This window comes from Actinoplanes sp. NBRC 103695 (genome assembly GCF_030269485.1).
GTDB lineage: Bacteria > Actinomycetota > Actinomycetes > Mycobacteriales > Micromonosporaceae > Actinoplanes.
The window spans coordinates 334,233-348,546 of record NZ_BSTL01000008.1; the positions used below are offsets into that span (position 1 = coordinate 334,233).

Annotated in this window: 14 protein-coding genes; 9 read left to right on the top strand and 5 right to left on the bottom strand. The window is 72.0% G+C overall.

Annotation, left to right across the window (positions count from 1 at the left end):
* The first annotated feature begins 11 nt into the window (after window positions 1–11).
* The 7 genes from QSK31_RS16775 to QSK31_RS16805 all read left to right on the top strand — a co-directional run bounded on the left by QSK31_RS16775 (window position 12) and on the right by QSK31_RS16805 (window position 4,285).
* Entirely contained in the window at window positions 12–659 is a 648-nt protein-coding gene (locus QSK31_RS16775) for a tetratricopeptide repeat protein (protein ID WP_285684907.1), read from the top strand.
* Between the two features lie 111 nt (window positions 660–770).
* Entirely contained in the window at window positions 771–959 is a 189-nt protein-coding gene (locus QSK31_RS16780) for a hypothetical protein (RefSeq protein WP_285684908.1), read from the top strand.
* Complete coding sequence (locus QSK31_RS16785; RefSeq protein ID WP_285684909.1) at window positions 956–1,873, top strand: hypothetical protein; 918 nt, start codon at window positions 956–958, stop codon at window positions 1,871–1,873. Before QSK31_RS16780 ends, QSK31_RS16785 begins: the two co-directional genes overlap by 4 nt.
* A complete protein-coding gene (locus QSK31_RS16790) occupies window positions 1,857–2,381 on the top strand; it encodes an RNA polymerase sigma factor (protein ID WP_285684910.1) in 525 nt (174 codons plus the stop codon). The genes QSK31_RS16785 and QSK31_RS16790 overlap by 17 nt, the downstream gene beginning before the upstream one ends.
* The gene (locus tag QSK31_RS16795; RefSeq protein WP_285684911.1) at window positions 2,378–2,605 is read left to right on the top strand and encodes a hypothetical protein; all 228 of its coding nucleotides are present in this window, start codon (window positions 2,378–2,380) and stop codon (window positions 2,603–2,605) included. The genes QSK31_RS16790 and QSK31_RS16795 overlap by 4 nt, the downstream gene beginning before the upstream one ends.
* A gap of 91 nt (window positions 2,606–2,696) precedes the next feature.
* The gene (locus tag QSK31_RS16800; protein ID WP_285684913.1) at window positions 2,697–3,992 is read left to right on the top strand and encodes a PA0049 family protein; all 1,296 of its coding nucleotides are present in this window, start codon (window positions 2,697–2,699) and stop codon (window positions 3,990–3,992) included.
* A 110-nt stretch (window positions 3,993–4,102) separates the two neighbouring features.
* Window positions 4,103–4,285 (top strand): DUF899 family protein, encoded by a 183-nt coding sequence (locus tag QSK31_RS16805; RefSeq protein ID WP_285684914.1) that lies wholly within the window; start codon window positions 4,103–4,105, stop codon window positions 4,283–4,285.
* A gap of 3 nt (window positions 4,286–4,288) precedes the next feature.
* Here QSK31_RS16805 and QSK31_RS16810 read toward each other — a convergent pair whose 3' ends face one another.
* From QSK31_RS16810 to QSK31_RS16820, 3 genes are read right to left on the bottom strand one after another with little or no spacing between them, the layout of a single operon-like run.
* Window positions 4,289–5,140 carry an alpha/beta fold hydrolase gene (locus tag QSK31_RS16810; protein ID WP_285684915.1) on the bottom strand — a complete coding sequence of 284 codons (852 nt, stop codon included), beginning with the start codon at window positions 5,138–5,140 and terminating at the stop codon, window positions 4,289–4,291.
* A gap of 9 nt (window positions 5,141–5,149) precedes the next feature.
* Entirely contained in the window at window positions 5,150–6,919 is a 1,770-nt protein-coding gene (locus QSK31_RS16815; RefSeq protein WP_285684916.1) for an ABC transporter ATP-binding protein, read from the bottom strand.
* Window positions 6,916–8,631: an ABC transporter ATP-binding protein gene (locus QSK31_RS16820; protein WP_285684917.1), complete on the bottom strand. Its 1,716-nt coding sequence runs from the start codon at window positions 8,629–8,631 to the stop codon at window positions 6,916–6,918. Before QSK31_RS16820 ends, QSK31_RS16815 begins: the two co-directional genes overlap by 4 nt.
* 66 nt (window positions 8,632–8,697) lie before the next feature.
* Here QSK31_RS16820 and ftsH point away from each other — a divergent pair, with 66 nt between their 5' ends.
* Both ftsH and QSK31_RS16830 read left to right on the top strand, forming a co-directional pair.
* Window positions 8,698–10,596 (top strand): ATP-dependent zinc metalloprotease FtsH, encoded by a 1,899-nt coding sequence (ftsH, locus tag QSK31_RS16825; protein WP_285684918.1) that lies wholly within the window; start codon window positions 8,698–8,700, stop codon window positions 10,594–10,596.
* A 118-nt stretch (window positions 10,597–10,714) separates the two neighbouring features.
* Entirely contained in the window at window positions 10,715–11,716 is a 1,002-nt protein-coding gene (locus tag QSK31_RS16830; RefSeq protein WP_285684919.1) for a LysR family transcriptional regulator, read from the top strand.
* A gap of 720 nt (window positions 11,717–12,436) precedes the next feature.
* Here QSK31_RS16830 and QSK31_RS16835 read toward each other — a convergent pair.
* Together QSK31_RS16835 and arfA are read right to left on the bottom strand one after the other, a co-directional pair.
* Window positions 12,437–12,793: a PRC-barrel domain-containing protein gene (locus tag QSK31_RS16835; protein WP_285684920.1), complete on the bottom strand. Its 357-nt coding sequence runs from the start codon at window positions 12,791–12,793 to the stop codon at window positions 12,437–12,439.
* Window positions 12,794–12,829: 36 nt separating this feature from the next.
* Window positions 12,830–14,311 carry an arabinosylfuranosidase ArfA gene (gene arfA / locus QSK31_RS16840; protein WP_285684921.1) on the bottom strand — a complete coding sequence of 494 codons (1,482 nt, stop codon included), beginning with the start codon at window positions 14,309–14,311 and terminating at the stop codon, window positions 12,830–12,832.
* Window positions 14,312–14,314: the final 3 nt, after the last annotated feature.

Sequence of the window (14,314 nt, forward strand, 5' to 3'; positions counted from 1 at the left end):
CCCGCACGTCGGTGAGCAACGATGACCGTATTCCGCTGGCGGTTCACTTCTCCGAGCGGTCGGTCTTCAACGGCGAGCACGACGGCCTGGCGATCGCCGACCGCAAGCTCGACGGCGTGGAGGCCGACCTCGCCCTGGCCCGTGGGCGCGTCATCCACGCGCGCTTCCTCGCGGCTCCTCCTGCCGAAAGACGGGAGGAGCCCCAGGAGCTTGCCCTCTTCGAGCGGGCGGCCGAGCTTTACCGCGAGCTGGGCGACCAGCGCGGTGAAGGCGAGGCCGTGCTCTGGGCGGGCCTCTTCCACCAGGTCGTCCGCGACGACGAGGCGGCGGCCGTGCCGGCGCTGGAACGCGCGGCCGAACTGGGCGACCCGCTGACGATGTCCTATGCGCTGCGGCACCTCGGATACGCCGACCATGTCGCCGGGCGGCTGGACGACGCGCGTCGCCGGTTCGAGGAGTCGACCCGCCTGCGCCGGGAGCTCGGTTTCCTCCCCGGGGTGGCCGCCAACCTGGTCGGGCTGGCCTACGTGGCGGCCGCGCAGGGCAACCGCGACGAGGCGATCGCTTTCGCCGACGAGGCCATCCAGCTGGCGACGGACAACGCCGCGTCGGTCATCGCCGGCATGGCCGCGCAGGCCCGCGCCGACGTCTCCGCCTGACAGAGCGCCTGTCTCTGGGAGTGTCTAGCGGGCGTGTCGCTCGCGATGAGTAGCACCCAACACTTCCGGCTCACACCCGTAGTACCCGGTGAGAGAGAAAGGGTGTGAACCGTGATGTCGGACATGTACCTGCTCGCCGTGGTGCGCATGAAGGAACTGCGGCGCGAGGCCGAGCTCCACCGGCGAGGCAAACCACCGCGCAGGCCCCGGGCGAGGATTGTTTTGGCAACCTGGTTGGTGGCCCTGGCGACACGACTGGCGCCGGAGACCACCCGCTACGCGATCGGGGGCACGCGATGACGGACAGAGGCGTGATCGAGGGACAGGGCGTGCTCGACCTGACCCACATGTCGAAGGAGGACCTGGCCGGGATCAGCGGCCTGGCCAAGATCGGCGCGGTCATCGTGCCGGCGTCGCTGGCCGGCGCGTACGCGGCCATTCCCGCCGAAGACATCGGGGGGACGGTCTACGTGCCGGACGGCGCGAAGGTCCGCGTGCACGCCGGCACGCTGGTGGTCGGCGGCGACGGGCTCGGCGCGTCCGACGAGACGCTCGTCCTGGTCGGCGCCATGGTCATCACCAGCCCGGTCACCGGCGAGGTGCCGCAGCGGATCAACGTGGTCGGCTCGCTGATCGCGCCGCGCGGCAGCGAGGCCGCGCTCGGCCCGGTCCTCGGCGACATCACCGGCGCCGTCACCTACTACCGCTACGTCGAGGGACAGCAGGTCAAGGTCCAGAGCGGTCAGGTACGCCTGTCGGGCGCGGCGCTGGCCAACACGGCCGGCGAGCCCAGCGACATCCTGGTCGCCTCCGGGCAGGTGATCATCACCGGCGAGGTGGGCGAGATCGGCTACTCCCAGCTGTTCCTCTCCGGTCAGGTGATCGCCCCGGAGGCGGCTCAGGCCCTGCTCGAGCCCCGGCTGGACGTGCAGGGCCAGGTCGTCTGGTACCGCTCGGGCGACCCGCGGCTGTTCATGGACGACGTCGAGCTCGGCGCGGACTACTTCCGGCTGCTCGACCACAAGATCACCCTGCTGGTGTTCGGTGATCTCATCCTCTCGGCGGGCGTCACGGCCGAGCAGCTCATGGAGAAGGTCGCGGACGTGGTCCTGTTCGGCGACGCGGTCGGGCCGGCCGAGGCGGTGCCGGCCCTCCAGGTGCTGGCCACCTCCGAGTTCGGCCGGATCCGGACGGCCGATGGATCGCACGGTTGAGTTCCGCGAGCTCTACGACGCGCACCGGGTCGCCGTGCACGCCTACTTCGTGGGCCGCACCGGCGACCGGTGGCTCGCCGCCGATCTGATGCAGGAGGCGTTCCTGCGCGCGTGGCAGCGTCTGCCGGAGCTCGCCGGCCTCCCCGACGACGACGCGCGGCGGGCGTGGATCTTCGCGGTGTCCCGGAACCTGTCCATCGACGAACACCGCAAGGCCCGCACCCGAGCCGCGACCGACGCCGCCATGCGCCGCGAGCCCCCGGACGTCGGTGCGCCGGCCAGCACGACGGTCATCGCGGCCGAGCGGGTCGCGGTCGTCGCCGAGGCGATCAAGCGCCTCCCCGAGCAGCAGCGCGTCACCCTGTCCCTGGCCGCCGCCGGAGGCCTGACCAGCGCCGAGATCGCGTCGGCGCTGGGCATCCCGGCCGGCACCGTCCGCTATCGACTCTCCCTGGCCCGCCGCACCCTGGCCGCCGCCCTGGACTCCTACGAGGAGGATCACCCATGAGCCTCGACGACGCCCTGCAGTCCTGGGCCTCCCAGGTCGCGCTCCCCGAGACGGCCGCCGACGAGATCTTCCGTGAGATCGTCGCGGCACCGCCCGCCGCGCGTGTCCGCCGCCGGGCCGCAGCCCCCGCGCCCGGCGTCGATCCACAGTGGTGGAAGCGGTTCTCGACCCAGCTCACCAGCACGATCGTCATCAGCACCCGGCCACGGCGCGTCTTCACCTGACCGCCGGTGTTCGACCCTGATCGAAGATCCCCGCACAGACCCGCCGAACCTCGATACCATCGTCGGACATCGATCGGAGGTCATCTTGATCATGTCCCGGAAGCTCGCCGCGGCCGCCATCGCCCTGGCCGGCCCCCTCGTCGCCGCGCCGGCCGCGTCCGCCGCGCCGCCCGCCTGTTTCGACCGGTCCGCCGCCACCACGTTCGAGGAGTCGCGGATCGACACGCCCGCGCTGCCCGGCGGTCAGCAGGTGCCGTCCGCGCTGGTCGAGGCCGGCGGGTTCACGTCCTATGTGGAGAGGCTCCGGACCGACCTGTGCAAGGCGCGCTCGGTGGCCGCCGCCGACCGGGTGCTCGCGCAGCACGGCCGGCGGCTGTGGCACGACGCCGTGGAGCGCGCCCAGGGCCGGCTGTGGATGGGGACGATCGAGCGCTACGACGACCGCCCGCTCTACTGGACCCGCCTGATCGGCACCCGCGACCTGCGGCAGTGGCGTCCCTCCTTCGGAGTGTCCGACGAGGCCCGGGCGGGTCTGTTGCGCACTTTCGAGTACGCCGCCCGCGGCGTCACCACGGCGAAGTTCCCCACCCGGGACGCCGTGACCAAGGTGCTGGTCAGCGGCTTCGACCCGTACCAGCTGAACAACGAGATCCGCCGCTCCAACCCGTCCGGGGCGTCGGCCCTGCAACTGGACGGGGTGACCTTCAAGGCCGGCGGTAAGACGATCCGCATCGAGACGGTCGCCCTGCCGGTGACCTGGTCGGGCTTCAACGCCGGCATCGTCGAGGACGCGTTCGGCCCGCACCTCGCGGCGAACGCCGGCGGTCAGCGCGCCGATCTGATCATGACGATCAGCCAGGGCAACCGCGGCACCATGAACATCGAGCAGTGGGCCGGCGCCTGGCGCGGCGGCAGTCCCGACAACAACAACGAGGGCACCCCCGAGCCGATCCCGCCGGCGGCCGGCTGGCCGCAGCCGAGCCCGCAGCCCGAGTTCATCGAGACGACGCTGCCCTACCAGGCGATGATCGACGCCCGGACCACCCCGTGGCCGACCCGTCTCAACCAGCAGCTCTGCGAGTGGGCCGCCGGCGACCGCCCGACCGGCCCGGTGACCTGCAAGACCACCGGCCCGACGCCGGGCGGCCAGGCCGAGTCCGGCGGCGGCGGCAGCTACCTCTCCAACGAGAGCATGTACCGCTCCAACCGCCTCCGCCTGGCCCTCGGCGCCACCGACATCCCCGGTGGCCATCTGCACATCTCGGCCCTCGTCTACCCGAGCAACCCGCTGGTGATCATCGACCAGGCCTTCGCCGCCGACCGCGCCCAGACCATCGAGCAGACGATCGCCCTGGTCAAGGCCGCCGGCGCGAGCGTGTCCGGATAAAGATCAAAGTTCAAGGGCCTTCTTTCCCGCGTCCGTCGGGGTCCGGACCGTATGCTCCCGCGGGCTACGGGCTGGGGCCCATCGGGGATGGCCCGAGCCCTTCCGGGTCCGTGCGCGCAAGCACAAGACTGTTCCTGCGCGACGGTGACGAGGTCCGCACCTGCAGCACCTACGCGAGAGGCGTCGACCGGCTGCTGTTCAGCAACAACATTCGTGACCTGAGTGTCTGCGGCCGCCAGGAGGACTGGGAGGACTCGCCTCCCGGCTGGCCGCAGCACCCGACCTACGGCTGAGGATCAGCCGAGAACCTCCCGCAGCTTGGCGGCGAACTCCGGGGGCTTGCCCGCGTAGCCGAACTCGCCGCCGAGGAAGCCGCCGTGGTGGCTCGGGAACACCGTCGCCTCCTGGCCGAGCAGCCGCGCGGTCGCTCTGGCCGTACGCCCGGTGTAGGTGTTGCCGGTCTCCTCGCCGACCGCGATCACGATCCGGGTGGACGTCGAGCCCAGCGCCGCCGCGTCGGGGCGGTACTCGACGATCGCCGAGGAGTTGTTCGACAGCAGTGGGTCGTCGCGGGTGCCGTCGTCGCCGGTGGGCATCCCGAACGCCGCGGGGTCGGGAGCGGGCCGGGCGAAATACTCGTCGGTGAACTCGCCCTCCCACGATGTCATGGCGATGAACGCGGCCATGCCGGCGCCGTGTCCCTTCGACTCGTACGCCTCGTTGAAGCCGGCCCGCGCCCGGTCGGCCGCCTCGGTATCGGGCAGCACCGCGTTGATCGGCGGCTCGTGGGCCACCAGCGTCGCGACGTCCGCCGGGTGGGTGGCGACCAGTTCGAGGGCGGTCACCGCGCCGCCGCTGCTGCCGAAGACGTCGACCGGCCCGAGTCCGAGCGCCTCGATCAGCAGGTGCAGGTCGGCCGCCTGCTGCTGGGGAGTGTTGGTGAGGAGCGCGTCGGTGCGCTTGCTGCGGCCGAGGCCCCGCGGGTCGTAGGTGATCACCGTACGGTCGGGGAAGTGTCCGGCGAGCGCGCCGAACCCCTCAGCCGTCATCGGCTGGCCGATCATCAGCAGCGGGCGGTGTGGACCGCCGGCCGGGCGGACGTCGTAGACGAGCTCGGCGCCGGGCACCGCGAGTGTGTGCGTCTCCATGCCGTGAGACTACGACCGGTAGGCGCGTTCCTGCAGGTGGTAGAGCTGCGCATACGCCCCGCCGGCGGCCATCAGCGCGGTGTGCGTGCCGGATTCGGTGACCCGGCCGTCGTCGACGACCACGATCAGGTCGGCCATCCGTACCGTGGTGAAGCGGTGGGAGACCAGGACCGTGACCGCACCTCGCGCCGTGGCCTCCCGCACCTGGCCGACGAAGTGCTGGAACAGCTCGTGTTCGGCGAGCGGGTCGAGCGCGGCCGTGGGTTCGTCGAGCACCATCAGCAGGGGCGGCGCCGGGCGCATCAGGGACCGGGCCAGGGCGAGACGCTGCCACTGGCCGAGGGAGGGCTCGATGCCGCCGAACGCGGCGCCCAGCCGGGTGTCCAGCCCGTCCGGCAGCGCCGCCAGCACCGGGTCGGCGCCCGCCCGCCCGACGGCCGCCACGATGGAGTCGCGGTCGCGGATGTGGCGGACGTCGCCGACGCCGACGGTCTCCCGGGCGCTGAGGCGCAGCCGGGCGAAGTCCTGGTACATGCCCGACATCCGGGACCGCCAGGCGGCCGGGTCGATCGTGGACAGGTCGCGGCCGTCCGCCTCGATGCGGCCGGAGGTGGGCTCGTACAGGCCGGTCAGCAGCTTGATCAGGGTGGACTTGCCGGCGCCGTTCGCGCCGACGACGGCCACCGTGGACCCCGCGGGCAGGCGCAGGTCGAGGCCGTGCAACGTGTCCTGGTCCGCGCCGGGATACCGGAAACGTACGCCGGTGAGCACGATCCCGCCGGCCAGACGCTCCGGTGCGGGCTCGCCACCGCGGGACGCGGCCGCGTGGTAGCGGCGCAGCCACCAGTAGTGCCCGACCACCTCGCCGGCCTGCGCGACCGTGGTCAGGTTGCGCAGCATCGTGCGCAGCTGCTCCTGCAACTGGGCGGCCAGCGACACCACCATGACGACCGCCCCGGGACTGCCGGCCACCGCGAGGGACGCCACCCCGAGCGCGGCGCCGAAGCCGGCCGCGTACAGCAGCCAGGCCGCCGCCTGCGTGACCGCGCCGTGCGCCCGCGCCCGGGCCTCCAGCGCGACCGCCTCGTCCCACAGCTCCGCGGCCCGCGCGCTCAGCGCCGGGCCGCCGCCGGAGAGCATGACCTCCTTGGCCGGTTCCGGCTCGACGCAGAGATCGTGCAGCCGGCGTTCGCGGCGCAGCAGCTCGGCCCCGGTGTCGCGGGCTTCGCGGAGCAGCCGGTCGGCGCGGCGCTGGGCGAGGAACAGCGGGACGGCCAGCAGCGCCAGCGGGACGAGCAGCGGGCTGACCCAGGCCAGCAGCCCGATCGTCACGGCCAGGCTGAGCAGCGCGGTGCCGGCGTTGAGTGCGGTCCACGGCATCGCCACGATCGCCTCGCCGCCGCTCAGCACCCTGTTCCAGCGGTTCACGTGCGGCCCGTGCTCCAGGTGCGCGACGGTCGGCGTGGCCGCCACGGTGTGCACGATCTCGGCGCTGAACGCGATCCGGACGCGGCCGGTCAGGTAGAGCGTCAGGTTCCCGGCGACCCGGCCCGCGGTCGACGACGCCGCGTAGGCGAGCGCGCCCAGGATGACGGCCCCGGCGGTGACCGCGCGATCGGAGGCGGTGGCCCCGTCGACGAGCCAGCGCTGGCTGAGGCCGATGCCGGCGATGACGCCCGCCTGCCCCGCGGTGAGCGCGGCGAGCACGATCGCGGCGCGGCGGTCGGTCCGCAGGGTGAGCGCGGCGATGTGCCGCAGCAGGCGTACCCAATCTCTCATCTTTGAAAGGCCTCGGCCTGCAGCGTGAAGAAGCGGTGGTAGTCGCCGCCCAGGGCCAGCAGTTCCTCGTGCGTGCCGTCCTCGGCGACGCGGCCGTCGCGGATCAGGACGATCCGGCCCGCGGGGCGCACGGTGGAGAGGCGGTGGGAGATCAGGACGGTGGTGGTGGTTTCCGGTACGCGGGACACGACGCGCTCGTGGAAGTCCGCCTCGGCCCGCACGTCCAGATGCGCGGTCGGCTCGTCGAGCACCAGCACACGCCGGCCCGCCCCGATCGCGAACAGCGCCCGGGCCAGCGCCACCCGCTGCCACTGGCCGCCTGAGAGATCGGTCCCGCCGGTGCCCTCCGTCCACAGTGATCGGTCCAGTCGATCGGCGAGCTCGTGCCCGCCCGCGTCGTGCAGCGCCTCGCGCACGGCGTCGTCGTCGCCCGGCGTGAGCGAGGTGATGTTGTCCCACATGGTCGCCGGGTAGTGCACGAAGTCCTGGAAGAGCACCGCCAGCCAGGCATTCGCATCCACCGTGGACGAATCCGCGCCGCCGACCGTGACCCGCCCGGACGTGGGACGGTAGAGGCCCGCGAGCAGCTTGACGAAGGTCGTCTTGCCGGCGCCGTTCTCGCCGACCACCGCGACCGTCTCGCCCGGGCGCAGCGTCAGCGAGAACCCGTCGAGCACCGGCCGGTCGGTCCCCGGATAGTGGAACACCACGTCCTCGAAGCGGATCACCGGCTCGCCGGCGCTTCCGGTGCCGTCACCGCGCCGCGGCATCGCCGCCAGCTCGTCGTAGGCGGTGACGCCGCGCAGCCCGTACTCGATGTCGAAGGCCTCCATCCCCATCGCGCCGATCGCCAGCACACCCATCCCCGCCAGCACACAGGTCACCAGCCGGGCCGGATCAAGATCACCATTCAGGACCGAGATCGCGGGTACGCCCGGAGCGGCCGCCCCGGTGACGGCGGCGAGCAGCACGAACCACCACTGCCGGTGGAGCGCGACCATCATCCGGCGGTAGACGGGCCCGTAGGCGCGGTGGGCGGCCACCCGGAACCGGCCGGTGAACCAGCCGGCCAGCCCGAAGAGCCGCACGTCCTTGGCCGCGCCGATCACCGCCTGCTCGGCCACGTAGTGCTCGTGGCGCTGCGCGGCGGTGTCCGCGTCCAGGACGGCGATCATCGCCAGCCACTCCCGGCGCAGGAATGCCCGGCCCACCAGCGACACGACCAGCAGCCCGACGGCCAGCGGCACCGAGAAGGTGGCGAGCACCCCGGCCGCGGCGACCGCGCCGGCCATCCGGAACATCAGCTCGACCTGCCCGGTGGCGGCGTTACCGGCGCTGCGTTCCCGGGCGATCCCGATGCCCGCGTCGACCACCCGCGCCGCCCGGTCCTGGAAGTCGCGGCTCTCCAGGTCGGCGAGCGTGGGCAGGGCGGTGGCGATCCGGCGCAGGCCGGCCCGCAGCTCGCCGTCGATCCGTTTGGCGACCAGCTCGCGCAGCGGCACGAAGGCGGTCCACGCCAGCTGATCGGCCAGGAACAATGCGGCGACCACCGCGACGTTGCCCAGCGCCGGGCGGGCGACGAGCGCCCCGACGGCGACGGCCTGGGCGGCGGGCAGCAGCGCCCGGGCGACCTGCACGACGAGCAGCGCCACGGTCAACGGGCGCCCGGCGTACCCGAAAAGCCGCAGCAACCGCAACCGCTCGCGCACCACCCGATGACGATATCGGTCACAGCGCGACAGTGGCGGCCCGTGGCCGCGGGGGAGTAAACCGGGATCATGACAGCACCCACGTCCGGCGACGAGCCGAAACCCTGGCGGGTCGAGGGCGGCCCGCCGAAACGATCGCGCCGCCGGCCCTGGGTGCAACTGGTCGTCATGCTGCTGGTGCTGCTGGCGGTCAACTGGATCGTGACGTCGGTGCTGCTGCGGCCGGAACCGCGGGTCGCGGTGTCCTACACGTTCTTCGTCACCCAGGCGCAGAAGGCCAACATCGAGGAGATCACCTCCACCGGCGACACCATCGAGGGGACGTTCCGGGAGAAGGCGGCCTACACGCCGCTGGGGGAGAAGAAGAGCGAGCAGGTCGACCGCTTCACCACCGAGCGGCCCACCTTCGCGGCGGACAACCTGTTCGCGCTGCTCCAGGCGCACGGCGTGGCGGTGAACGCGAAACCGCCGGATGCCCCGGCGCCGGTCTGGCAGCAACTGCTGCTCGGCTTCGGCCCGGCGCTGCTGATCATCGGCCTGCTGGTGTGGTTCTTCCGGCGTGCCGCGGCGGGCGCGGCCGGTGGCATCGGCGGCTTCGGCCGGTCCCGGGCCAAGCTGTTCTCGCCGGACAGCGGGCCGCGCACCACGTTCGCCGACGTGGCCGGCATCGAGGAGGTGGAGCAGGAGGTCACCGAGATCGTCGACTTCCTGCGCGACCCGGAGCGCTACCGCAAGCTGGGCGCCCGCATCCCGCACGGCGTGCTGCTCTCCGGGCCGCCCGGCACCGGCAAGACGCTGCTCGCCCGGGCGGTGGCCGGCGAGGCGAAGGTGCCGTTCTTCTCGATGTCCGCGTCCGAGTTCATCGAGATGATCGTGGGCGTCGGCGCCAGCCGGGTGCGTGACCTGTTCGAGCAGGCCAAGAAGGTCGCGCCGGCCATCGTCTTCATCGACGAGCTGGACGCGATCGGCCGGGCCCGCGGTGGCGCGCAGTCGCTGGGCGGCAACGACGAACGCGAGCAGACGCTCAACCAGATCCTCACCGAGATGGACGGGTTCACCGGGAGCGAGGGCGTGGTGGTGCTCGCGGCCACCAACCGGGCCGAGATCCTCGACCAGGCGCTGCTGCGGCCCGGCCGCTTCGACCGCCTGGTCACGGTGAGCCCGCCGGACGTGGCCGGGCGGGAGCAGATCCTCGCCGTGCACACGCGAGGCGTACCCGTGGATCCTGATGTCGATCTCAAGAAAATTGCCGCGACCACGCCCGGGATGGTCGGGGCGGACCTGCGCAACCTGGTCAACGAGGCGGCGCTGCTGGCGGCGCGGCGGCGGCACGAGACGGTGACCACGGCGGACTTCGGCGACGCTCTGGAAAAGATCCTTCTGGGTACGGTGCGCGGCATCATGCTCACGCCCGAGGAGAAGGAGCGCACCGCCTTCCACGAGGCCGGCCACGCCCTGCTCGGCATGCTGACGCCCGGCGCCGACCCGGTTCGCAAGATCTCGATCATCCCGCGCGGCCAGGCGCTCGGCGTGACCTTCCAGAGCCCCGACACCGACCGGTACGGGTACTCGAGCGCCTACCTGCGCGGCCGGATCACCGGGGCGCTGGGCGGGCGGGCCGCCGAGGAGGTCGTCTTCGGCGAGGTGACCACCGGCGCGGAGAGCGACCTCGACCAGGTCAGCAACATCGCGCGGCAGATGGTCGGCCGGTGGGGGATGTCCGAGGCGATCGGGCCGGTCACGGTGCTGCCGGCGCCGGGCACCGAGTCGCCGCTCGGCCTGGACGGGGTCGCCCCGGCCACCCGCGAGCTCGTCGACAGCGAGGTGCGGGCCATCGTCGACGATTGTTACAGCGACGCGTTGCGGCTGCTGCGCGAGCACCGGGCCCGGCTCGACCGGCTGGCGCAGGCACTTCTGGCTGCCGAGACGCTGGATGAGCGTGCCGCGTACGAGGCCGCCGGGTTGTGACCGCTAACAGGGGGCATGTGTCCGCCTGGTTTCTCAGTTCTTACGCCTTGACTACAGAATTGTTAGCGATAACACTTCTTCGCAGCGGTGCCCATCGATGCTGCCGAGGAGGTCCCCCATGACCCGCCGAAGCGGACACCTGACCAGTGCCGACCATCACACGACCGGTGTGGTGCGCGCGATGTCCGACGGTGTTGCCGCAGGTCGGCTGGAATTGCGGCAATTGCGGTTTTTCGTAACGGTCGCCGAGGAACTCCACTTCGGCCGGGCGGCGAACCGCGAGCACATCGCGCCGTCGGCGCTCACCACCCAGCTCCAGCGGCTGGAGCGGACACTCGGCGTACTCCTGGTCGACCGCACCGGCCGGCAGATCTCGCTGACCGCGGCCGGTGCCCGCTTCCTCATCGAGGCGCGGCAGATCCTCGAACACGTCGACCGTGCGGCGATGGTCGCCCTCGGCGCCGCGCTCACCCCGCCGACGCTACGGATCGGGATCCTCGACGAGGGGTACGACGCGATCCGTCCCGTCCTGCGTGCCGTCCGCGCCGCCCACCCCGAGCTGGAGATCCACCAGGTCACCGCCGGCGTGCCCGAGCAGTGCCGGTTGCTCGCCGACGGCCGGCTCGACATCGGCGTCGGGCGGGTCACCGGCGCCCCACCGGCCTTGGCGTCCGAGTTGTTCCGGCTCGACCCCTTGGGCCTTCTGGTACGCGCCGACCACCCGCTCGCCGGCCGGTCCGCGGTGCCCGTCGCCGGCCTGCGCGACGAGACCCTGCTCCTGGCCGACGAGGACCGCGCACCCGAGTTCAACGAGTTCGTGGCCGACGTGTGCCGGGCGGCGGGCTTCTTCCCGACCATGTTCCCCGGCACCGTACAGAACCTGCGGGCCGCCGCCGACCTGGTCCTGCAGGGCACCTGCGTCGCCTGCGTCCCCGGCTCGGCGTCCGGCTTCGGCGACGAGCTGACCTGGCTGCCCTTGGAGCCGGCCGTCCCGCACTACCCGTGGTCCCTGCTGTGGCGCGCCCAGAACCCGTCCCGCCACGCGATGTCCCTGGTCGCCACGGCCCGGCAGCTCTGCCACGACAACGGCTGGCGGGCGGTCGCCGGATTGGCCAGCTGACCGGCCCCGCGTTCACGCCTCATCCGCGTGTTGTCGACGTCCCGCGTTCACCGGCCGTCGTTCTCAGCTGGCCGTCGTTCTCAGCTGGCCGTCGTTCTCAGCTGGCCGTCGTTCTCAGCTGGCCGTCGTTCTCAGCTGGCCGTCGTTCTCAGCTGGCCGTCGTTCTCAGCTGGCCGTCGTCCTCAGCCGGCCGTCGTTCTCAGCCTGGACCGTCGTCCTCAGCCTGAACGGCCGGGCATCTGGGCCGGGCGTGGGCCTCGTCGGGCGCTCGCTCACGGTCGCTGCCGCCGCTGTCGGTCGGCGCGGGGTCGGGCCGGGTATGCCAGGCGCCCGGGGTGCCCGCTCATGGTCGCTGCCGCCACTTACGGCCGTAGCCGGGCGCTCTCGGTGGGAGAACCCGGCGTGAGTGGTGGGCCGCGGCGTGAGTGGTGGGCCGCGGCGTGAGTGGTGGGCCGCGGCGTGAGTGGTGGGCCGCGGCGTGAGTGGTGGGCCGCGGCGTGAGTGGTGGGATCGGGCACGCGGTGGTGGGCTAGCGCGGCATTGGGCCTCGATATGGCGCGCTGAGCTACCACGGCCCGTGCGAGTGGTAGCGAGGAGCGCCACGGGCTACCACCCGTCTGCTCAACTACCACCGCGAGTGGCGGCTACCACCGCGAGTGGCGGCTACCACCGCGAGTGGCGGCTACCACCGCGAGTGGCGGCTACCACCGCGAATGGGGGTCAGCGGCGGGCCAGGCGGCGTTCGCCGGCCGTACCGGTCTGGTAGAGGAGGTCGTAGTGGGCGAAGACCCCGGGCTCGTCGGCGGCCGTGAGCTCGCCGTCGAGGTCGATGCTCGGGGCGTTGCCGACGAGCTTCTTGTCGTAGCGGACGCGGACCGCGGCGGGTTTCACGGTGGCGCCGTCCAAGGGTACGAAGACCAGACGGTGCCGGCCGATGAACCCGACGCGGACGGTGACGAAGGCGGGCTCATCGGTGGCCGTGTCGACGTAGACGGCCTCCAGATCGCCGATCTTGTCGTCGTTGGGGTCGATGACCTTTTCGCCGCGCCAGTCGCGCAGGTTCTCAGCGGGGAACATGCTCAGGGCATGCCCTGCGACGGCGCGGCGAAAACGTCAGCTGAGCTGGATCATGTTCCAACTCAGGGGCGGGAGCACCGCCTGGAGGCGGCCGCCGTCGAGCTTCGGGTCCTCGCGGCGGTGCGGCGTCACCCGGTCGGGGGCGCCGATCGTGTTGATCGCGTCCGGGTCGTCGTCGGCCAGGGCGGTGTGTTTCGCGCTCGACAGGTCAGTGAACGCCCGCAGATCGACGTCGAGGGTCAGCGGTGAGGTCTGCGACCGGTTGACCGCGAACACCACCAGACCGGACGGTCCTTGAACCGCCACCGCGTCCAGCAGCGGCACCTCGCCCTGCTCGGCCGTCTCATGCACCGGCGACCGCGGCTCCACCCGGAGCACGGTGCCCCGGCCGAACCGGGCGGTCAGGGCGATCGGGTGGAAGCTGGCCTGCCGCCACGCCGCGCCACCCGGCTCGGTCATGATCGGGGCGATCACGTTGACCAGCTGGGCCAGGCAGGCGATCTTCACCCGGTCGGCGTGCCGGAGCAGGCTGATCAGCAGGTTGCCGACGACCACCGCGTCGGTCACCGAGTAGACGTCCTCGATCAGGCGCGGGGTCTGCTCGATGTCCAGGTTCTTCTCGCCGGCGAAGCGGCTCTGGTACCAGACGTTCCACTCGTCGAACGAGATGTTGATCTTCTTCTTGTGGCGGCCGACCGCGCGCACGTGGTCGGCCGTCGACACGACCGCGTCGATGAAGCGGTCCATCCCGGCGGCGCAGGCCAGGAAGCTGTCCCGGTCGTCGCCGTGCTGCTGGTAGTAGGCGTGCATGGAGACGTAGTCGACCGCGTCGTACGCCTCGGTCAGGACGGTGTTCTCCCAGGATCCGAAGGTCGGCATGTTCAGGTGCGAGCTGCCGCAGGCGACCAGTTCGATCGTCGGGTCGACCTGCCGCATCGCCTTGGCCGTCTCGTTCGCGAGCCGGGCGTACTCCTCGGCGGTCTTGTGCCCGATCTGCCAGGGCCCGTCCATCTCGTTGCCGAGACACCAGAGCTTGATCCCGTACGGATCGCCGCCGCGCTTGTCCGACCATGCCGTGCCGCCGCGCACGTTGCAGAACTCGACCAGGTCCCGGGCCGCGTCGATACCCCGGGTGCCGAGGTTGACCGCCATCATCGGTTCCACGCCGACCGACTTGGCCCACGTCATGAACTCCTGCACGCCCACCTGGTTGGTCTCGACCGAGCGCCAGGCCAGGTCGAGTCTCGAAGGCCGAAGATCACGCGGTCCGATCCCGTCCTCCCAGTTGTAACCGGAGACGAAGTTGCCGCCCGGATACCGGACGAGAGGAACACCCAGCTCGCGGACCAGCTCGGCGGTGTCCTGGCGGAACCCGTCCGCGTCGGCGGACGGGTGCCCGGGTTCGTAGATGCCGGTGTAGACGCAACGTCCCATGTGCTCCACGAACGATCCGTACAGGCGGGGGTCGACCTCACCCACCCGGAACGACGGGTCGACGGTGAAGGAGGCGTTGAGCATGGA